The sequence below is a fragment of the Microbacterium aurum genome, assembly GCF_016907815.1.
Classification (GTDB): Bacteria; Actinomycetota; Actinomycetes; order Actinomycetales; family Microbacteriaceae; genus Microbacterium; species Microbacterium aurum.
Genome location: NZ_JAFBCQ010000001.1, coordinates 1,686,450 through 1,704,480 on the forward strand (window position 1 = coordinate 1,686,450; position 18,031 = coordinate 1,704,480).

The 18,031-nt window shown below is 63.5% G+C and carries 20 protein-coding genes; 10 read left to right on the forward strand and 10 right to left on the reverse strand.

Going from position 1 to position 18,031, the window contains the following annotated elements; all coding sequences use genetic code 11:
* Positions 1 to 41: 41 nt before the first annotated feature.
* The 8 genes from JOD60_RS08470 to JOD60_RS08505 all read left to right on the forward strand — a co-directional run bounded on the left by JOD60_RS08470 (position 42) and on the right by JOD60_RS08505 (position 7,133).
* Positions 42 to 932: an ABC transporter permease gene (locus JOD60_RS08470; protein WP_198159147.1), complete on the forward strand. Its 891-nt coding sequence runs from the start codon at positions 42 to 44 to the stop codon at positions 930 to 932.
* Positions 929 to 1,909 (forward strand): sugar ABC transporter substrate-binding protein, encoded by a 981-nt coding sequence (locus JOD60_RS08475; RefSeq protein WP_076690228.1) that lies wholly within the window; start codon positions 929 to 931, stop codon positions 1,907 to 1,909. The genes JOD60_RS08470 and JOD60_RS08475 overlap by 4 nt, the downstream gene beginning before the upstream one ends.
* Before the next feature lie 124 nt (positions 1,910 to 2,033).
* Positions 2,034 to 3,548, forward strand: a complete 1,515-nt coding sequence (locus JOD60_RS08480; RefSeq protein WP_076690229.1) for a sugar ABC transporter ATP-binding protein — start codon at positions 2,034 to 2,036, stop codon at positions 3,546 to 3,548.
* Complete coding sequence (locus JOD60_RS08485; protein ID WP_076690230.1) at positions 3,545 to 4,498, forward strand: Gfo/Idh/MocA family protein; 954 nt, start codon at positions 3,545 to 3,547, stop codon at positions 4,496 to 4,498. The genes JOD60_RS08480 and JOD60_RS08485 overlap by 4 nt, the downstream gene beginning before the upstream one ends.
* Positions 4,495 to 4,797: a Dabb family protein gene (locus JOD60_RS08490; RefSeq protein WP_076690231.1), complete on the forward strand. Its 303-nt coding sequence runs from the start codon at positions 4,495 to 4,497 to the stop codon at positions 4,795 to 4,797. Before JOD60_RS08485 ends, JOD60_RS08490 begins: the two co-directional genes overlap by 4 nt.
* A gap of 12 nt (positions 4,798 to 4,809) precedes the next feature.
* Positions 4,810 to 5,259, forward strand: coding sequence for a nitroreductase/quinone reductase family protein (locus tag JOD60_RS08495; RefSeq protein WP_076690232.1), 450 nt, complete (start codon positions 4,810 to 4,812; stop codon positions 5,257 to 5,259).
* A gap of 157 nt (positions 5,260 to 5,416) precedes the next feature.
* Complete coding sequence (locus JOD60_RS08500) at positions 5,417 to 6,391, forward strand: aldo/keto reductase (RefSeq protein WP_076690233.1); 975 nt, start codon at positions 5,417 to 5,419, stop codon at positions 6,389 to 6,391.
* 16 nt (positions 6,392 to 6,407) lie between these two features.
* Positions 6,408 to 7,133 carry a hypothetical protein gene (locus tag JOD60_RS08505; RefSeq protein WP_076690234.1) on the forward strand — a complete coding sequence of 242 codons (726 nt, stop codon included), beginning with the start codon at positions 6,408 to 6,410 and terminating at the stop codon, positions 7,131 to 7,133.
* Between the two features lie 53 nt (positions 7,134 to 7,186).
* Here the strand turns inward: JOD60_RS08505 and JOD60_RS08510 are convergent, their stop codons facing one another.
* The 10 genes from JOD60_RS08510 to JOD60_RS08550 all read right to left on the reverse strand — a co-directional run bounded on the left by JOD60_RS08510 (position 7,187) and on the right by JOD60_RS08550 (position 15,607).
* Complete coding sequence (locus JOD60_RS08510; protein ID WP_076690235.1) at positions 7,187 to 8,188, reverse strand: Gfo/Idh/MocA family oxidoreductase; 1,002 nt, start codon at positions 8,186 to 8,188, stop codon at positions 7,187 to 7,189.
* A gap of 34 nt (positions 8,189 to 8,222) precedes the next feature.
* Positions 8,223 to 9,173, reverse strand: a complete 951-nt coding sequence (locus tag JOD60_RS08515) for a Gfo/Idh/MocA family oxidoreductase (protein ID WP_076690236.1) — start codon at positions 9,171 to 9,173, stop codon at positions 8,223 to 8,225.
* Entirely contained in the window at positions 9,174 to 10,019 is an 846-nt protein-coding gene (locus tag JOD60_RS08520; protein WP_076690237.1) for a class III extradiol dioxygenase subunit beta, read from the reverse strand.
* Positions 10,019 to 10,420 carry a protocatechuate 4,5-dioxygenase subunit alpha gene (ligA, locus tag JOD60_RS16720; RefSeq protein WP_076690238.1) on the reverse strand — a complete coding sequence of 134 codons (402 nt, stop codon included), beginning with the start codon at positions 10,418 to 10,420 and terminating at the stop codon, positions 10,019 to 10,021. Before ligA ends, JOD60_RS08520 begins: the two co-directional genes overlap by 1 nt.
* A 2-nt stretch (positions 10,421 to 10,422) precedes the next feature.
* Positions 10,423 to 11,316 carry an amidohydrolase family protein gene (locus tag JOD60_RS08525; protein ID WP_076690239.1) on the reverse strand — a complete coding sequence of 298 codons (894 nt, stop codon included), beginning with the start codon at positions 11,314 to 11,316 and terminating at the stop codon, positions 10,423 to 10,425.
* On the reverse strand, positions 11,313 to 12,332 hold the full coding sequence (locus tag JOD60_RS08530; protein WP_076690240.1) for an amidohydrolase family protein: 1,020 nt from the start codon (positions 12,330 to 12,332) through the stop codon (positions 11,313 to 11,315). Before JOD60_RS08530 ends, JOD60_RS08525 begins: the two co-directional genes overlap by 4 nt.
* A gap of 3 nt (positions 12,333 to 12,335) precedes the next feature.
* Positions 12,336 to 13,433: a 4-oxalomesaconate tautomerase gene (locus JOD60_RS08535; protein ID WP_076690241.1), complete on the reverse strand. Its 1,098-nt coding sequence runs from the start codon at positions 13,431 to 13,433 to the stop codon at positions 12,336 to 12,338.
* Positions 13,430 to 14,110 (reverse strand): 4-carboxy-4-hydroxy-2-oxoadipate aldolase/oxaloacetate decarboxylase, encoded by a 681-nt coding sequence (locus tag JOD60_RS08540; RefSeq protein WP_076690242.1) that lies wholly within the window; start codon positions 14,108 to 14,110, stop codon positions 13,430 to 13,432. The genes JOD60_RS08535 and JOD60_RS08540 overlap by 4 nt, the downstream gene beginning before the upstream one ends.
* Positions 14,111 to 14,205: 95 nt before the next feature.
* Positions 14,206 to 14,970 carry an IclR family transcriptional regulator gene (locus JOD60_RS08545; RefSeq protein ID WP_076690243.1) on the reverse strand — a complete coding sequence of 255 codons (765 nt, stop codon included), beginning with the start codon at positions 14,968 to 14,970 and terminating at the stop codon, positions 14,206 to 14,208.
* A 199-nt stretch (positions 14,971 to 15,169) separates the two neighbouring features.
* On the reverse strand, positions 15,170 to 15,607 hold the full coding sequence (locus JOD60_RS08550) for an Lrp/AsnC family transcriptional regulator (protein WP_076690244.1): 438 nt from the start codon (positions 15,605 to 15,607) through the stop codon (positions 15,170 to 15,172).
* A 69-nt stretch (positions 15,608 to 15,676) separates the two neighbouring features.
* On the opposite strand from JOD60_RS08550, the gene JOD60_RS08555 reads away from it, so the two are divergent.
* Both JOD60_RS08555 and JOD60_RS08560 read left to right on the forward strand, forming a co-directional pair.
* Positions 15,677 to 16,318: a LysE family transporter gene (locus JOD60_RS08555; protein WP_076690245.1), complete on the forward strand. Its 642-nt coding sequence runs from the start codon at positions 15,677 to 15,679 to the stop codon at positions 16,316 to 16,318.
* 269 nt (positions 16,319 to 16,587) lie between these two features.
* Entirely contained in the window at positions 16,588 to 17,937 is a 1,350-nt protein-coding gene (locus JOD60_RS08560) for an MFS transporter (RefSeq protein WP_198159150.1), read from the forward strand.
* The last annotated feature ends 94 nt before the right edge of the window (positions 17,938 to 18,031 follow it).

An 18,031-nucleotide genomic window follows, 5' to 3' on the forward strand; every position in this document is an offset into this window, starting at 1 on the left:
ACTTCGGACTGCGCTACGGCATGCTCACAGCATTCGTGGTCATGCTCATCATCTTCCTCGTGACCAACGAGAGCTTCCGGCAACCGAACAACTTGCTGAACATCCTGCAGCAGAGCTCCATCATCGGGATCGTCGCGTGCGGTATGGCCGTCATGATCATCGCGGGTGGATTCGACCTCTCAGTCGGCGCTATTGGCGCGGCATCGACGATGGCGGGCGCTGCCATCATGACCGGAACCGGCTCCATCCCGTTGGGAGTCCTCGGCGGAATCGCCGTGGGCCTCGTCGCCGGTACCTTCAACGGTCTGCTCGTCTCCCGTGCCCGTATCACCCCGTTCGTGGCGACGCTCGGTAGCAGCACCATCATTCTCGGGATCATCTACGCGTCCACGAACGCTGCCCCGATCTCCGGTATCCCGCCCGAGTTCACACAGTTTGGTCTCGGGAAGATCGCTGGGATCCCGATTCCCGCCATCGTCTTCGCCGGAGTCGCGCTGCTGATCTTCGTAGTCCTCAAATGGACGAAGATCGGCCACTACGTCTACGCCGTCGGTTCTAGTCGCGAGGCAAGCCGTCTGGCTGGTGTGCCGGTGCAGGGTGTGCTCCTGTTCACCTTCATCGTGGGCGGCACGCTCGCCGGACTGGCCGGGTTGGTTCTCCTCGGCCAGACCAGCATCGGCCAGCCGACGGCGGGCACCACGTGGCCACTCACCGCCATCGCGGCCGTGGTTGTCGGCGGCACACCTCTTCGGGGCGGCACCGGCGGAGTGCACTCCGCCGTCATCGGCACGCTCCTTCTGGGTGTCCTCGCTAACGCCCTCAATCTTTACGGCGTATCGCCGTATTGGCAGCCCGCAGTCACGGGAGCAGTCGTACTGCTCGCGGTCGGGGTTGACAGCTATCAGAGAAAGTCAAGTGGAGGTGTGGCATGACAACGAAGTTTGCAAAGCGGCTGGCCGCTATCGGAATCTTCACCACAGCAGTTGCCCTGTCCGTCGCGGGTTGCGCGTCCGGAGGAGCTTCGCCCGAAGGCTCAGCGGGCGGCGATGAGTCTTACGACATCGGTGTTCTCGTGTTCGACACGACCGTTCCCTACATGACCCCGATGGTCGCGGGGGAGAAGCAGGCGGCCGAGGACCTGGGCGTCACGGTGGACGTCCAGAACGGACAGGGAGACCTCGCGCAGCAGATCGCGATCATCCAGCAGTTCGTCGCCCAGGGCAAGGATGCTCTCGTCGTGACCACGTCCGACGGGGTCGGGATCGTTCCGGCACTCCAGGCAGCTCATGAGGCAGGCATCCCGGTCATCGCCAACAACACCGTCATCGAGGACGACAAGGTCATCACCTACGTCGGATCCGACAACGTGACGTTCGGCAAGACCATGGCCGACGCAGTCTGCGAGGAACTCGGCGGGAAGGGCAAGATCGCCGTCATCCTGGGCATCCTCGGTTCGTCGCCGCAGTTGGACCGACAGACCGGTCTGAACGATGGCATCAAGGAGAAGTGCCCGGATGTGGAGATCCTCGCCGAGCAGACCGCCAACTGGGACAACGCGCAGGCGCTCACCGTCGGCCAGGACTTCCTCAACCGATTCGGACCGGGCGAGATCGACATGATTGTCGACCAGGGTCCCGAGGGAATCGCTCCGGCCCAGTGGGCTCACGAGAACGGCCGTGACGATGTGAAATGGATCGTCGGCGACATCCCGAAGGCGGTCGCGCCCGGCATCGAAAGCGGCTTGATCGACGTAGCCATCTGGCAGGACCCGTACGAGCAGGGCTACAAGTCGGTGGAAGACGCCGTCAACTGGCTCCGCGGAGACAAGGACAAGGTCCCCCAGCCGCGCGACTACAGCAAGAACGAAATCATCACGAAGGACGACCTGGGCGACATCGAGCCCTACTGATCCATTCACCACTTGAGGAAGGACTTCCGTGGACGCGACAGTTGCATCCGCCGGCGCATCCACCGCGCCCGGCTCCCGGTCTGACAACACCGGGAGCCGGGGGCGCGGGGAAGCAGCCCTGGTCATGGACCAGATCACGAAGGACTTCCCAGGTGGGCGAGTTCTGCATGGCGTGGACTTCGCAGTCCAGCCGGGCGAGGTGCATGCCCTTGTCGGGGAGAACGGCGCCGGTAAGTCCACCTTGATGAAGATCCTCGCCGGCCTATACCCCGACTACGGCGGCGAAATCGCTGTTGCCGGCGACCTTGTCTCGATGACCTCGCCCCGCAAGGCGCTCGACGAGGGCATCGCGGTCATCTACCAGGAGTTCGCGCTCGCCCCCGACCTGACCGTCGGCGAGAACATCGCTCTCGGACGTGAGCCCTCGCTCGGGGTGCCGGGCTCCATCAGCCACCGGAAGCTCACCCGCAGATCCGCGGAAGACGCGAAGTCTCTGGGCATCGACCTCCCCATCGATACTCCGGTCGGCTTGCTCGGTGTCGGCGATCAGCAGCTGACTGAAATCGTGAAGGCTGTGTCCCGCAAGGCGCGAGTCCTCGTGATGGACGAGCCCACAGCTCGCCTGTCGTCCGAAGAGCGAGACCGACTGTTCAGCATCATTCGAGGCCTGGCTGACCGGGGTGTCGCCATCGTGTACATCTCCCACTTTCTCGAGGAGATCTTCTCGGTCGCGACCCGGGTCACGGTTTTGCGCGACGGTCATCTGGTGGCCTCGCAGCCACTGGCAGACCTAACGGTTCACGAGCTCGCGCGCCTCATGGTCGGGGACAAGTTCCGCGAAATCGAGATCAGCGCGCGACAGAACCTCGAGTCCACGGACATCGACCGCGAGGTCGCGCTCGTCGTAGACGGATTGACCGTGGACGGTGTGTTCGACCCCGTGGACTTCACACTGCACCGGGGCGAGGTGCTCGGCTTCGCCGGCCTGCAAGGATCGGGCCGCACCGACCTGGCCCGGGCAATCGTCGGCGAGAGCGAATCCCGCAGGCGAGGGCGAATCGAGACCAAGACGTTCCGGGGCCTCCCCAACAGCCCCAAGAAGGCGCTATCCGCGGGCATCCTGATGCTGCCCGCGAACCGCAAGACGGAAGGCATCCTCAGCACCCGTCCAATCGCGGAGAATGTCGCAGTCGCAGCGCTCTCCCGCGGATTGAGCCGATTCGGGTTCGTACGGACTCGCCTGCGCCGCCAGAGGGTGGCAGACCTCATGGACCGCTTCGCTGTCCGACCCCGTGACCCGCGGGTCGAGATCAGCGCTCTCAGCGGCGGCAACCAGCAGAAGGCGCTGTTCGCCCGGGCGACAGCGGCGGACGCGGCCGTCCTGATCCTCGACCAGCCGACGGCCGGCGTAGACGTGGGGGCGACGGTCGAGCTGTATGACCAGGTCGATGCGCTGACGAAATCGGGTGTGTCCGTCATCCTGATCTCTGACGACCTGACCGAACTGCTCCGACTCTCTGACCGCATCGTGCTGATGAAGGAAGGGCGAGCGGGTGAGCCCCGTCTCGCTGGCGAGTACGACCGGGCTAGCCTGCTTGCAGCAATCACTGGGGATGCCCCGTCGGAGGAGATCGAATGAACGTTCCCGCACCCGTTCGCGTGGGCCTGGTCGGAGCTGGCCCCTGGGCTGAACAGGTACACGCGCCCATGCTCGCAGCCGGGCCAGAGACAGAGTTGGTCGGCGTATGGACACGGCGCCCAGAAGCGGCCACGGAGTTGGCTGCTCGATGGGGTGTCCCGGCGTTCCCGTCGTACGAGGCCCTCCTCGACGCCTGCGAAGCCGTCGCGTTCGCAGTACCCCCGGCCGTTCAGGCGGAGTTCGCCGCAACGGCCGCGCGAGCAGGCCGCGGCGTCCTTCTCGAGAAGCCCATTGCTGAGACGCTCGAGGACGCTGCTGAGTTGGTCCAAATCATCGAGGACGCAGGCGTCGCATCGGTTGTCACCTTGACCTACCGGTACGCGGCGAAAGTCAGAGAGTTCGTGGCCGAGGCGCAGCGGCACACGTTCCGTGGGGGCCGCGCTCTCTTCCTCACCAACGCCTACCTGGGCGGCCCCTTCGCCACGCCATGGCGCCTCGCCAAGGGCTCCATCCTCGATATCGGTCCGCATGCCATCGACCTGCTGCAGACCACTATCAGCACTGTCGAAGCGGTGACCGCCGTACACGGCAGCAAGGAGTGGACAGCGGTGACCTTGGAACACGCCGGGGGCGCAGTCTCACAGGTCTCGCTGTGCTCGCATGTCGCGGCAGACCCACTCCGGATCGAGGTAGGGCTGTTCAACGAAGAGGTCATCAGGGAGCTGGACGTGATCCCCGCGATGGGCGGCATCTATGGCGAGGCGCTTCTCGGAGGCACTCGCCTGCTCGCCGATGCCGAGGCGTTCGGATCCCTGCGTGCGGAGTTCGCAGAAGCCGTCCGCAGTGGGCAGCCGCATGAACTCGACGCTCGGTACGGGCTGCACCTGCAGCGCGTCGTCGTCGCCGCAGTACAGAGCATCAACACCGGAGAGAGAGTCGCAATTCAATGAGTGTCCTGCACAACGTCCTGATCCGCTGGGCCCCGGAAACACCGGCCGCGCACCGAGACCGCGCGCGCGGGATCGCACGTGGTCTCGCCCAGCGCATCGTGGGAATCGAGTGGTTGGTAGAGGGGCCGAGCGTCAGCCCCGAGGGACTCGAGGACGGGTTCGACTACGCACTGTCAATGTCGTTCACCGATGAGGCGGCGCGGGACAACTATCTTCCGCACCCCGCACATCAGGAACTCGTCGCCCTGTTCGCGGACGGTGCGATTGAGAAGGTCGTCGTCTACGACCTTGTCGCCTGATTGCGACGACCGATGCCTGCGAACAGCGCTGAACGTAACGAACGCATCATTGCGTCGTTCCGATCACACGGTGGGGATGTGCCGTTGGAGAACTTCGGCAAACGCCTGATTCTCCTGCATCACTGCGGCAATGTGTCCGGGCGCGAGTATGTGACGCCTCTCGTGGCGCTTCGTGATGACGAAGACACTTGGTTCATTGCAGCCTCCGCAGGTGGGACGGAGCGGCACCCCGCGTGGTACCTCAACCTCACCGCGCGGCCACGAACGACAATCGAGACTCCTGATGGGGTCGAGTCGGTCTCAGTCATCGACCTCGACGAGCCGGAGCGCTCACAGGCGTGGGCGAAGTTCGAATCTCCCCTCCACAACGTCGAACACGCCAACTTCCGTTCGTATCAGGAGCGGACGAGCAGGACGATTCCCGTCGTCGCCCTCCGCCGGGCGACCGAGGTCCCTTCGTGATTCCTGCCGGCTGGGCCAGCTACGCGACGGTCGTCTACAGGCGACGGTCGGATGCTGCTGTGCCGGGTCTGCGGACCTACAACGACCGCGGGAGCACGCTGCGGACAACGTTGGACGCTTCGCGTGCGGACCCGCGCTCCGACGGAGGCGCTCGACCATGAAGTACACCGCCCTCGGCGACCTGCGGGTGTCGCGCCTCGGTCTTGGTTGCATGGGGATGTCGCACCTTTACACAGGTCACAGCATCGACAACGCGTCAGCAGTTCGCACGCTGCATCGTGCGCTCGATCTCGGCGTCACGCACCTCGATACGGCCGAGCTCTACGGCCCCCTCAGCAACGAGACGCTGCTGGGGTCGGCGCTGCACGGTCGTCGCGACGACGTCGTACTCGCGACGAAGTTCGGCCTGCGCTCCCACACGGGTAAGAAGGCCCCGGTAGACAGCTCTGAGCTGAGCATTCGGATCGCCGTGGAGGGATCGTTGCGCCGTCTGCAGACAGACCGCATCGACCTGTACTACCAGCATCGCGTCGACCCTGACGTGCCCATCGAAGATGTGATGGGCACACTGTCCGCACTCGTCGACGAAGGCAAAATCCGTCACGTGGGCCTTTCAGAAGCCGGCAAAGGGACTATCCGCCGGGCGCACGCGGTACATCCCGTTGCCGCGGTGCAATCGGAGTACTCGCTCTGGTCCCGGGACGCCGACGACGGCACGCTCGATGTGCTCAGTGAGCTCGGCATCGGCTTTGTGCCGTACTCACCGCTCAACCGAGGACTACTCACTGGCAAGATCCGGTCCCTCGACCCGTTGGATGCAGACGATTGGCGACGCACCAATCCGAGATTCCTTCCCGGAGCCCTTGAACGCAACCTCGAGACTCTTCGCGAAGTCACGGTGGTTGCTGACGAGGTGAGCGCCACCGAGGCGCAGGTTGCACTCGCCTGGCTCCTCGCGCGGGATCCTTCCTGGTCACCGATACCCGGCACGACCCGTATCGACCATCTGGAGGAGGACCTCGGCGCGCTCGACATCGTGTTGTCGGACGCTCAGATGCAACGCCTCACAGACATTGCTCCAGCCGTTGGCGGCCACCACACCGAAGCCCAGATGCAGCTGTTCGACCGTTGACGAGAAGGAGGTCGTGATGAGCAGAATCGCCGTGATTTCGTCCACGCCGCTCGGAACCGCTGTCGTGCAGACCCTTCGCGATGGGGGAGCCGAGCTGGTCGACGTTGGTGACGCTCACATCGTGCTGGGAATCGTCCCGTTATCGCACTCGCGACGCACTGTCAGCGAGGTAGGACCGGCACTGGCGAACGGGGCCCTGTACGCCGACTTCAGCGATGTCACGCCCGAGATCGCCCAAGCTTGCGCAGAAGTGCTCCCTGAGGGCGCCTACGTTGATGTTGGTGTCTGCGACCCGCTACCGGGGTCGGAGACACTCGCGAAGCTCACCGCTTCGGGACCACGGGCAACGGACCTTGTCGACGCTGTCGGACAGTACGGCCTAAGACTCGAGCGTGTGTCGGACCGGGTAGGTGACGCCTCAGCTCGAAGACTGGTGCGCAGCATTCTGACCACCGGCATCGCGGCCGCGATAATCGACGCCCTGTGGGCTGGCCAGATGCTGGGCTTCCAGGACTGGATGTATGAGGAAGTTCTTCGCATCTTCGGTTCCCTGGACCCGTCGACGGCGAAGGCGATGCTCAGCGACACAGTGAGGAACGTCAAGCGCCGCCAGCTGGAGATGATGAACGTCTCAGAGATGCTTGACGATGTCGGCTACACAAGCACGACCGGGGATGGTGTCGCACTCACTTACTCGCGCCTCTTGCACAGCGTGAAGGTGCCGTACAGCAACGCCTCCTGAGTTTCGCAACTCAGGAGGCCTTGACCACGGATATGGGTTCGCCGGACTGGTCGCTACTGGACGTAGATGATGGGCTCTAGCTGGCCCGTGCGGAGCGAGCGGGTGGCGGCTTCGGCGATTGCTTGCGCCTTCAGCCCGTCGTCGAGAGTGTTGGGAAGTGGGGACCCGGTCTCGAGTGCGTTGACGAACGCGTCCAGCGCGGTGGCGTACGTTGCTTCTACCCGCTGAGCCCACCCCTCATGAAGACCGTCGGTGGTCTTGTGCCGGCCGTGATACCGACTGACCGCACCGACCTGTTGGCGGCCTGATTCAACGAGTCCGTCCGATCCCATCACCTCGATGCGTTCGTCGTAGCCGTAGCCGGTGCGTCGAACACTGTCGATCTGCGCGATTGTCCCATCCTCGAAGCGCAGCGTGGCAACGGAGGTGTCGATATCGCCGATCTCTGCAACCTGAGCATCGGACAGGGCGGATCCCGTCACGAACACGTGAGTGGGATCCGTGCCGACTATCCATCGGGCCAGGTCGAACATGTGGACTGTCTGATCTCGCATCAGCCCTCCGGAGACGCGCAGATACTCCAAAGGGGGCAGCGAAGGCCCGCGGCCGCTCATCTGTATCAGCTCGACTTTCCCAATCTCGCCTCCGTCGATGATCCGCTTCAGCTCGTTGTGGTTCCGGTCGAATCGCCGATTGAAGTCGACCATCGCGGGGATACCGGAAGCCTGAACGTAGCGGGTGACCTCGGTGGCCTGCACCAAGTCCAAGTCGATGGGCTTTTCCACCAAAGCGGCAACGCCGGCGTCCGCGGCGCGCCTCAGGTGTTCGGCGTGCATGTCGGTCGATGAGGCGATGAGGACCGCATCGATCTCGCCCGAGTCGAAGACCGCATCAATCGTGGGGGCGACAGTCAGGCCGTACTCGTCGGCGATGGACTGAGCTCGACCCCCGTCGACGTCGTAGACGACACGGAAGTCGATGTTCTTGTTCAGATGCAGGTTTCGGGCGTGAACGGACCCGATGAATCCTGCGCCCAGCAGGGCGAACCTTTGCATGCGGGAGAACCAATCTGCAGTCGTAGAGGCAGGGTCAGAAGTCGAGTTGGCGCTGCAGTTGGTCGAGCACGACGTAGCAGGGAAGGACCTGCGCGACGCTCGAGTTGGGCTCGCGCCTTTCCTGAATCGCGGAGACGAACTCACGGTCTTGAAGCTCGATGCCGTTCATAGAGACATCCACCTTCGACACGTCGATGATCTCGTCCTTGCCCGTAACGAGGTCGTCATAGCGCGCGATGTAGGTGCCAGTGTCGCCGATGTAGCGGAAGAAGCTGCCGAAGGGGCCGTCGTTGTTGAACGAGAGCGAGAGCGTGCAAATCGCGCCGCCCTCGGCTTTGAGCTGGATGGACATGTCCGTCGCGATTCCTAGTTCCGGATGCTTCGGCCCCTGGATCGCGTTGGCCTGCACGATCTTCTGCCCGGTCTGGTAGGCGAAAAGGTCGACCGTGTGCGCGGCGTGGTGCCACAGAAGGTGGTCGGTCCAAGAGCGCGGCTGACCGAGTGCGTTGGTGTTCGTGCGACGAAAGAAGTAGGTCTGCACGTCCATCTGCTGGATCGCGAACTCACCCGCCTGCACCTTTCGATGCAGATACTGGTGCGAGGGATTGAACCGGCGTGTGTGGCCGGCCATGGCAACCAAGCCGGTCTGCCGCTGCATGGTCACGATCTCCTCGATCTGGGCCAACGAGTCACCCATCGGAATCTCCACCTCGACGTGCTTTCCAGCGCGCAGCGCGGCGATGGTCTGCTCGTGATGCAGATGAGTCGGCGTGGCGAGAATGACGGCGTCCAAGTCATCCTGCGCGAGCAGCTCGTCATAGTCGGCGAAGCCGCGCCGAGCACCAACCTCGGCGGCGACTTGGTCAGCCTTCTCCTGCTTTGAGTGCGCAACGTACAGAACATTCGCGTCGGGTATGTTCGCGAGCGCCTCGAGATGCTTCGTCCCAAAGGCTCCGAGCCCGACAACAGCGACGTTCAGTGACATTCAGTTCTCCTTCGGAGCGAGGATGAGGTGCCCAACCGACGTGTTCGACGCCGGCACGTGGTTGAAGCGATAGACCTCTTCGACTTGCTCACCGAGGGCGCCGCGCATGATGAGCCACATGATGAGCTCGACACCCTCGGACCCGGCCTCCCGCATGTACTCGAGGTGTGGCTTGTACTGCAGCACCTCGGGCTGGTTGATGAGGTCGTCCATGAACTGCTTGTCCCACGGCAGATTGATGAGGCCTGCCCGGGCGCCCTGGATCTGATGGCTCATGCCGCCGGTTCCCCACACCTGCACGTTGAGGTCCTCGTCGAACTGCTCGACAGCGCGCCGGATGGCCTTTCCGATGGACAGGCATCGTTCCCCGGAGGGTTGCGGATACATGACCACGTTCACCGGCAGCGGGATCACCTTCGTCGGCCACTTGTCGGGTGTGCCGAACATAAGCGACATCGGTACGGTCAGGCCGTGGTCGACCTCGAGCACGTTGAGCACGGTCAGGTCGAAGTCATCGAGGATGAGCGACGCCGCCACGTGCGTCGCCAGTTCCGGGGCGCCGTCAACCACCGGGACCGGGCGCGGGCCGTAGCCCTCGTCGCAGATGGCGAACGAGTCTGCGATCCCCATGGCGAACGTCGGCATGATGTCCATCCCGAAGTATGAGGCGTGGTCGTTGTACACGATGATGGCGACATCAGGAGTGTTCTCGTTCATCCATGCCTTCGAGAACTCGTAGCCGTCGAACATCGGCTTCCAGTAGGGCTCCTCGGTGCGTTCCATGTCGATAGCCGCGCCAACGGCGGGGACGTGACTGGTCGCGATACCGGCCGTGATGCGTGCCATCAGGCTTCTCCTCGTTCCTTCTTCGAGCGCCAGCCTTCGATGTTGCGACCACCGTCGACCATCATCTGCTTGTACTGCTCGACGTTCATGTCGGTCATGGTGCTTACTGCTTGGACGTACGACAGGCCGTCCGAAGCGAAGATCTTCGAGAGGAAGTAGACGTTCCCTCCACCGTCGAGCATTTTCTGGAAGTCTCGCGTGAGGACGGCCTGCTTCTGGTCCTCAGTCATCTCCCACTCATCGACGTACGCGCGTTCGTCGGCGAGGAATCTCGAGCGGTTCTCTTCCTTGGTGAGGCTCATGCAGAACTGGTTGAGCTGGAACCCTTCGCGTGCTTTCTGAATCGTGAAGATGGTGGTTCCGGGGAGATCGTCGAACTGATGGAAGTCCGGCTTGGTCATGATCAGCTCCAATACAGGGTTGTGGGGTTGGTGACGAGCAGCTTCTGCTGCAGCGCCGGGGTGGTGGCAATGGAAGGCACGTAGTCGACGAGGATGCCGTCGTCGGGCATCTCCTTCTTCATGTTCGGGTGCGGCCAGTCGGTGCCCCACAGCACGCGGTCGGGGAACTCCTCGACGATGGCGCGGGCGAATGGCACGACATCCGTGTACTCGGGAGAACCGGTGATGCTGAGGCGGTCTGGGCAGCTGACCTTCGTGATCACCTGAGGGTTCTCACGCATGAAGGACTGGAACAGCTCGAACTGCGGGTTCGCGACTGGACGCGAAACGTCGGGGCGGCCCATGTGGTCGACGACGATGGGCACATCGAGAAAGGTGAAGAAGTCCCAGCGGTCCGCCAGATCGTCGGGCTCGAAGTACAGCACGACGTGCCAACCGAGCGGCCGGATCTTTTCGATGATGGTGCGGTAATACTCATCCGGCTTCGGGTCTACGAGACGCTTGACGAAGTTGAATCTGACGCCGCGCACGCCGAGTTCATGCATTCGGGCGAGTTCTGATACGTCGACTTCCGGCCGTACCGTCACAACGCCCCGCGCACGTCCGTCCGAATGCTCGAGCACGTCGAGGAGCGCGGCATTGTCGGAGCCGTGGCAGGTGGCCTGCACGACGACGTTCTTGTCGAACCCCAGGAAGTCGCGCAATGCGAACAGTTGCTCGCGACTTGCATCGCAAGGGGTGTATTTGCGCTCTGGCGCGAACGGGAAGATTCCTCCGGGTCCGAACACATGGCAGTGCGCGTCGACGGCGCCGGGGGGAACCAGGAACGAAGGTTTCGTCGGCTCAGAGTCCCAGTCGAGCCAGTCCGTGTCCTTCACAAAGACGGGCGTGCTCATCGGCCCTGCTCCTTCAGCCGCGCGTCGAGGCGGGGGAAAACGCGGCGGGCGTTCGTCTCGAAGATCGCGGTGCGCTCGGCATCTGTGATGTCGGCCGTATCGATGTACCGCTTGGTGTCGTCGAAGTAGTGGCCGGTGGTCGGGTCGACGCCGCGGACCGCGCCAATCATCTCGGAGCCGAACAGGATGTTCTTGGTGTCGATGACCTCAGTCAGAAGGTTGATGCCGGGCTGGTGGTAGACACACGTGTCGAAGAAGACGTTGTTCATCAGGTGGCCTTCCAGGTCCGGCTTCTTCAGCATGTCGGCAAGGCCCCGATAGCGACCCCAGTGATAGGGCACTGCGCCGCCGCCGTGCGGGATGATTAGGCGCAGGTCGGGAAAGGCCGCGAAAAGGTCGCCCTGGATAAGCTGCATGAACGCGGTCGTGTCAGCGTTCATGTAATGGGCGCCGGTCGGGTGAAAGTTCGGGTTGAGCGATGCGGAGACGTGCACCATCGCGGGGATGTCGTACTCGACGAGCTTCTCGTACAGCGGGTACCAGTACCGGTCGGTGAGCGGAAACGTCTCCCAGAGCCCGCCGCTGGGGTCGGGGTTGACGTTGACTCCGACGAAGCCGAGCTCGTTCACGACACGGTCGATTTCATGCAGCGACGCGTCCAGCCCCTTTCCGGGGCATTGTGGAAGCTGAGCTACCCCGACGAAGGCGTCTGGGAACAGGTCGACGACTCGTTTGATGAGGTTGTTGCAGGCGACCGACCATTCTTCGCTGACGCGCTCGTCACCTTCGTGGTGGCCCATGGTGGACGCGCGGGGGGAGAAGATGGTCACGTCATTGCCCCGCTCACGGATGAGCTTGAGCTGGTTCTGCTCAATGGACTCGACGATGAGCTCGTCGGGAATGTTGGGGTATGCGGGGCTGGGTCGCTCCGCTTCAAAGGCAGCGAGCTGCTGACGGCGCCAGGTCGTGTGCGGCTCCGGTGCGGTGGTGTAGTGGCCGTGGGCATCGATGATCATAGGTCAGTTCTCCTTCGCTGGGACGAGGGCGTGAACCTCGCCGGTCATCAATAGGCGAGCGGTGCGGAGCAGCGCAGATTTGGCAACCGTGAGGGCTTCGGAGGATCGGTCGACCTGCATCTGGACAGTGAACTCGCCGGTCGGGTGCTCGACAGCAACCTCAAGTTCGTCCGCGGCCTTTGGCAAGCCGGCTATGCGCGCGGCGACGCTCCCTTCGACCATGCACGCGGTCGCGACCGACACGGCGCCGAGCACGCCAATCGACTCATGCACACGGTGCGGGATGAACATGCGCGTGGAGACCAAGCCCCCGTCACGTGCTGGGGCGAGGAGGCTCATCTTCGGCACGGTCTTATCCGCCACCTCACCGAGGTTCATCCGGCGTCCTGCGGCGAGGCGAATCGCCTCGACTCGCTCGCGTAGCAAGCTGTTCGCCTCGAGTTCGGCGGGGGTCTCATAGCCGGTGATCCCGAAATCTGCGGCGTCCAAGCAGACCACAGGCATCCCGTTGTCGATGCAGGTGATCTCCACTCCGTCGACAAGATCGACGGCGTTGCCCGTGGGCAGTAGTGCGCCGGTAGACGAGCCGGCGACGTCCTCGAAGTCGAGCATGATGGGTGCGTGCGTGCCGGGGACCCCATCGATCCGGGCTGAGCCTGCGTACTGAACCTTGCCGCCCGGAGTCTGTACGAGTGCGGTCGCGATGGAGTCGGTGTTGACCATGAAGATCCGCACCGCCGTCACGTCGTTCGTTGCGGGAACGAGACCATATTCGATGGCGAACGGGCCGACGCCGGCGAGGATGTTGCCGCAGTTCTGCTGGTCGCTCACTTCGGCACGGTCTGGCCACACCTGCAGGAACAGGTAGTCGACGTCGATGCCGGGGCGCTCCGAGGGGCTGACCACGGCAACTTTCGACGTGAGCGGGTGCCCGCCTCCCATGCCGTCGATCTCTCTCGGGTCGGGTGAACCCATCGCGGCGAGGAGGAATCGGTCACGTTCCTCGCGACCTTCGGGGAGGTCTGCAGCCAGAAAATAGAGCCCTTTCGACGTTCCGCCGCGCATCACTGCGCAGGGAACGATGCGCTCGACGTCGCTCATTCTGACCAGTCCTCGTACACCAGTCCCTTAGCCGCCAGAGCGTCACGCATGTCGTAGATGTCCAGACCCAGCTCACCAGCGCGCAACCGCTCGCGCTTGGAGGCTTCGTTCGCCTCGCGTTGCCGGCCCTTCTCGGCCACCGCGGCCGCTGACTCTCGCCGCACCACGCACACGCCGTCGACATCGGCGACGATCACGTCGCCGGGGTGGACGAGCTGGTTGGCGATAAGGATGGGGGTCTGAACGTTGCCCGGCGTCTGCTTGACGGTGCCCTGCGCGAAGATCGCTTTCGACCAGACGGGGAAGCCAATCTCTGTGAGGGTCGCGACATCGCGGACACCCGCGTCAATGACGAGCCCGCGCACGCCGTGTGCAAGCAAGCTCTCCGCGAGGAGGTCGCCGAGGTACCCGTCATCGCAGGGACTCGTGGGTGTCACGACGAGGAGGTCGCCGGGGCTCGCCTGTTCGACGGCGACGTGGATCGACCAGTTGTCGCCCGGGGCAACCTCGCACGTCAGCGCTGTCCCCGCGATCTTCGCCGGAAAGATGGGTCGTAAACGGCGGTCAAGGAGCCCGGAGCGACCCTGGGCTTCATGGACAGTTGCAGTCCCCAGAACGGCGAGCTGGTCGACGATCTCGATGGGTGTGCGAGGGGTCCCGCGGACGACGCGCGCCATTGTGCTCCTTCAGGATCCGAACGGACACACTGAGAATACGGAATGGCATTCCAGAAATCCCGGATCCTTCCGCTAGGCGGAAAGGAGCTTTGTGATTACTGCCAGCCTGACGAAATCAGCTTCTGAGAAAGGGCGTCTGCGGTCACCTGGAGCGCTCTTACCAGCGGGGCAAGTGCTGCGACATCCTGCGCAGACACGACTCCGAGGGCGGCGACGGCAAGGCCTGAACGACCGCGGACCGGCACGGCGATGGACTTCGCGCCGGCGACGAGTTCCTCCGATGTCTGTGCGTACCCGCGCTTGGCGATGGTTCTCAACTGCTTACGGAGTTCCTCGGCGTTTGTGATGGTGTGTGGCGTATAGCGCTCGAGCGCGCCGAACACGGCGTCGTGAATGCTCTGTTCGCCGAGCGCAAGCAGCACTTTGCCTACGCCCGTTGCGTGCAGCGGGAGCCTCGTGCCCGGTTTGGAGAGTACCTCCATGGATCGAGAGCCGGCGATGCGTTCCACGACGAGGCATCGCAGGCCATCGGGCACCACGATCTGTACTGCGCCCCCGGAGTACTCGTAGACGTCTTCCATGTACGGCAGTGCAACTTCCCGAAGCTCCGCGTGCACGGAGGAAAGAATGCCGAGCCGCCACACCCGACTGCCCATCTCGTAATCGCCGTCGGAGACTCGGACCAGGGCCGTCTGGGCTTCCAACTCGTGAACGAGGCGGTGGACTGTGGTCATGGGAAGGTTGGTGCGACGCGAGATAGACGACAGCGATTGTCGTCGGTGTTCGGCGTCGAAGGACCCCAGGACAGCAAAGGCGCGGCCGATGGTCGATCTACGCGATGTCGATGGTTCCCCAGTCATTGCCTGTTCCTGTAATGCGTTTGTCGACGCTTGCGGAGTTCGAGTCTTCTCCGGTGCGCCAGAGCCGACCTTTCCCACCGATTGTGCCCCACGGCTGGTGGTGAGACATCCTGGTGGGATCTCCAGGCCGCGGCGCGGGGGTGCTCAGGGTTGTGTGGGCCGCCCACGGCTCCTGGTCCTTCGGTGCGGCGCGCGCCGGCTATTGGGATTCGGTTTGAGGACGAAGCGCGAGCCGCGTCTGCGTCTGTGCTGCGCCTCCGTCGCTCTTGAGACGAACCAGGAGGCGGTCAAGTGCGCCGGTGTCTCGTGCGCGTACGTGTAGGAGGTAGTCGTACGGGCCAGTGACATGGGCCGCGTCGAGGATGTCTGGGTCGTTCGTTGCCCAGGTGAGGAATTCTCTGGAGGTGCGGTCCGCATGAAGGCGAACGTCGATGAACACCTCGAGTCCGGAGACAGGTTCGGGCAGGTCTGTGCCGAGGATCGCTTGATACCCCAGGATGATCTGCTTGCGTTCGAGCCGGCGCACTCTCGCTGCCACAGCGTTCGTACTCAGGCCAACGTCGCGACCGATTGCACTGAACGAAGCTCTGCCGTTGTCGCGAAGCACGGTGAGAATCTGTTCGTCAATGGCATCCACGCGGATGATCCTATTGGCGTACGGACAATTGTGCAGTCCCGCGGCAGGTGCCCTGAGACGCTAGCGCGCATGGACTACGTGGCTCTCCTCGGAGTCGGCATGCTCGCCGGACTTGCCCTGGCGGTACCTCTCGGCGCCATCGGAGTCTTGCTGGTGCAGGAAGGATCATCCCGTGGTTTGCTCCTCGGTTTGCCCGCCGCTTTCGCGGTCGCCACGGTGGACATGCTGTATCGCGTTGCCGCGCTGGCAGCTGGGTCGCTTCTGTCACCCATCATCGCGACGTTAGCGCCGTGGCCGGCGGTCGTAGGCGGCCTCGTGCTCATCGCGATGGCGATCTTCGGACTGTTTCGGGTGCTGACCGCGCGGAAGACTTCGGGCGCTTCCACTCCCGTGATGTCACACGGGCGGGGCTGGGGTCGGTACGCCCTCTTCTTCGGCCTCACCGCTATCAACCCGGCCACCTTGCTGTACTTCGCCGCTATCGCCACCGGACTGTCGACCTTGACCAGCTCTCCACTCGGGGCAGGCTTGTTCGTCCTCGGAGTCACCGTCGCTTCCCTCACGTGGCAGTCCGCGCTCGTCCTGCTCGGATCGGCGCTTCGATGGAGGCACAGTGCGCGCAGGGCTATCTACACTGGCGTCATCGGCAACGGAACAGTCGGAGTCCCGGGCGCGCTCATGATCTTCGGTTCGCTGTCGAGCGCTGCCTAGTCGCCGGTGTCGGCAACGAGCCGCCTACAGTGACGGGCCTTGGAGCTGAGCGATCCGCACCCCCGGTGCAGCCGCCGCGGCTTATATGTCCAGCAGGAATCGGATCGGCAGGCGACGTGGGAATTGCCAGCAGGCGATGGCCGCCTACGCACCTGGGGGTGCATCCCGACGAGCGACCCGACGGCTGAAGGGACGATTTCACGTCGTGTTATGTTGAAACCCGTTCGAAGACTGAACGCTATTCCAACACCGCAGTTGAGAGGGATTCCGTGACCGACAACGAGACACCGAAGCGCACACCTGTGAAGGCGGCTCTGGCTTCACTCCTCGGAAGTACGCTCGAGTACTACGACTTCTTCATCTATGGCGCCGCCGCCGCGCTCGTCTTCAACCATCTCTTCTTCACTGACGTCGATCCCGCGGTCGGTCTCATCGCTTCTTTCGCGACGTTCGGTGTCGGATACATCGCTCGCCCACTCGGTGGGCTGGTGATTGGGCACTTCGGAGACCGGCTGGGGCGCAAGCGTGCGCTGCTCACGTGTCTTCTGCTGATGGGTGCGAGCTCGTTCCTGATTGGTTGCCTTCCCACATACGAGGCCGTCGGGATCTGGGCGCCCATCATGCTCACCGTTCTTCGACTCGCACAGGGCTTCTCCGCCGGCGCCGAGTCCGCCGGGGCGTCCACTCTGACAGTCGAGCACTCGCCGACGAATCGTCGAGGCTTCTTCAGCAGCTTCCTGTCCGTCGGCATAGCATCGGGCAGTGTTCTGGCGACCGTGGTCTTCATTCCTGTCGCAGCACTCCCCGATGAAGCCCTCTACAGCTGGGGATGGCGAGTGCCGTTCTGGATCTCGGTCGTCGTCGTCGCAGTCGCGTACTTCGTGCGGACCCGTCTTGAAGAGACTCCCGTGTTCCAAGAGATTGCCGAGGAGGATGAGGTTCGCAACCTGCCTATCAAGGATGTAGTGCGCTACCAGTTTCCGTCGGTCATCCGTGTCATGGGCGCCACCACCATGGGAGTCATGCAGTCACTCGTGACCGTGTTCGTCCTTGCTTATGCAACTCAGAACGTGGGTGTCGACCGCCCCGCGATGCTAACCATCATCGCCGTCGCCACCGGGCTCATGACTATCGTCGTCCCTCTCGCCGGTCGGCTTTCGGACCGAGTGGGACGCCGACCCGTGACCTTCATCGCGGTCGTGGGATGCGGGCTCGGAATCTTCCCCTATCTGTGGATCGTGTCGACTGGCAACGCCATCGCCATCGCCGTCGCAACGGTCGTCTTCCTATCGCTTTTCTACTCGTGCCGCGAAGGGGTGTGGCCAGCGTTCTACGCGGAGCAGTTTGCAGCACCCGTGCGCTACTCCGGAATGGCTCTTGGGAATCAGCTGGGCAATCTCATCGCCGGGTTCGCCCCGCTCATCGCGGCATCGCTTGTCGTCATCGGCGGGTGGGTGCCAGTGGCAGTCTTCGGGGCGGGCGTCGCAGTCATCGCTGGGACCGCGGTCTACTTCATGCGCGAAACGAGTAGTTTGACTCCGCAGCGGCTGGATGAGCCGTACGAAACCGCCCGTGCCAACCACACTGGCCGAGCGGCTACCAACAGCCTGACCAAGTAGCACGCAGTTTTCTGCGACGGGCGCGGCCCCTAGAGCGTCTGCTGAGGCGCGCCCGTCGCTGGAGGCCGAGTCGGGCTCTCGAGAGAAACCAGCT

What these genes read in the sequence shown, in the direction of transcription:
- JOD60_RS08475 (WP_076690228.1), top strand. Translation starts at nt 929, where the DNA reads ATGACAACGAAGTTTGCAAAGCGGCTGGCCGCTATCGGAATCTTCACC.
- JOD60_RS08545 (WP_076690243.1), bottom strand. Translation starts at nt 14,970, where the DNA reads ATGACTGGGGAACCATCGACATCGCGTAGATCGACCATCGGCCGCGCC.
- JOD60_RS08480 (WP_076690229.1), top strand. Translation starts at nt 2,034, where the DNA reads ATGGACCAGATCACGAAGGACTTCCCAGGTGGGCGAGTTCTGCATGGC.
- JOD60_RS08520 (WP_076690237.1), bottom strand. Translation starts at nt 10,019, where the DNA reads ATGGCACGCATCACGGCCGGTATCGCGACCAGTCACGTCCCCGCCGTT.
- JOD60_RS08495 (WP_076690232.1), top strand. Translation starts at nt 4,810, where the DNA reads ATGCCTGCGAACAGCGCTGAACGTAACGAACGCATCATTGCGTCGTTC.
- ligA (WP_076690238.1), bottom strand. Translation starts at nt 10,420, where the DNA reads ATGACCAAGCCGGACTTCCATCAGTTCGACGATCTCCCCGGAACCACC.
- JOD60_RS08485 (WP_076690230.1), top strand. Translation starts at nt 3,545, where the DNA reads ATGAACGTTCCCGCACCCGTTCGCGTGGGCCTGGTCGGAGCTGGCCCC.
- JOD60_RS08555 (WP_076690245.1), top strand. Translation starts at nt 15,677, where the DNA reads ATGGACTACGTGGCTCTCCTCGGAGTCGGCATGCTCGCCGGACTTGCC.
- JOD60_RS08510 (WP_076690235.1), bottom strand. Translation starts at nt 8,188, where the DNA reads ATGCAAAGGTTCGCCCTGCTGGGCGCAGGATTCATCGGGTCCGTTCAC.
- JOD60_RS08490 (WP_076690231.1), top strand. Translation starts at nt 4,495, where the DNA reads ATGAGTGTCCTGCACAACGTCCTGATCCGCTGGGCCCCGGAAACACCG.
- JOD60_RS08515 (WP_076690236.1), bottom strand. Translation starts at nt 9,173, where the DNA reads ATGTCACTGAACGTCGCTGTTGTCGGGCTCGGAGCCTTTGGGACGAAG.
- JOD60_RS08505 (WP_076690234.1), top strand. Translation starts at nt 6,408, where the DNA reads ATGAGCAGAATCGCCGTGATTTCGTCCACGCCGCTCGGAACCGCTGTC.
- JOD60_RS08540 (WP_076690242.1), bottom strand. Translation starts at nt 14,110, where the DNA reads ATGGCGCGCGTCGTCCGCGGGACCCCTCGCACACCCATCGAGATCGTC.
- JOD60_RS08535 (WP_076690241.1), bottom strand. Translation starts at nt 13,433, where the DNA reads ATGAGCGACGTCGAGCGCATCGTTCCCTGCGCAGTGATGCGCGGCGGA.
- JOD60_RS08500 (WP_076690233.1), top strand. Translation starts at nt 5,417, where the DNA reads ATGAAGTACACCGCCCTCGGCGACCTGCGGGTGTCGCGCCTCGGTCTT.
- JOD60_RS08470 (WP_198159147.1), top strand. Translation starts at nt 42, where the DNA reads ATGCTCATCATCTTCCTCGTGACCAACGAGAGCTTCCGGCAACCGAAC.
- JOD60_RS08530 (WP_076690240.1), bottom strand. Translation starts at nt 12,332, where the DNA reads ATGATCATCGATGCCCACGGCCACTACACCACCGCACCGGAGCCGCAC.
- JOD60_RS08525 (WP_076690239.1), bottom strand. Translation starts at nt 11,316, where the DNA reads ATGAGCACGCCCGTCTTTGTGAAGGACACGGACTGGCTCGACTGGGAC.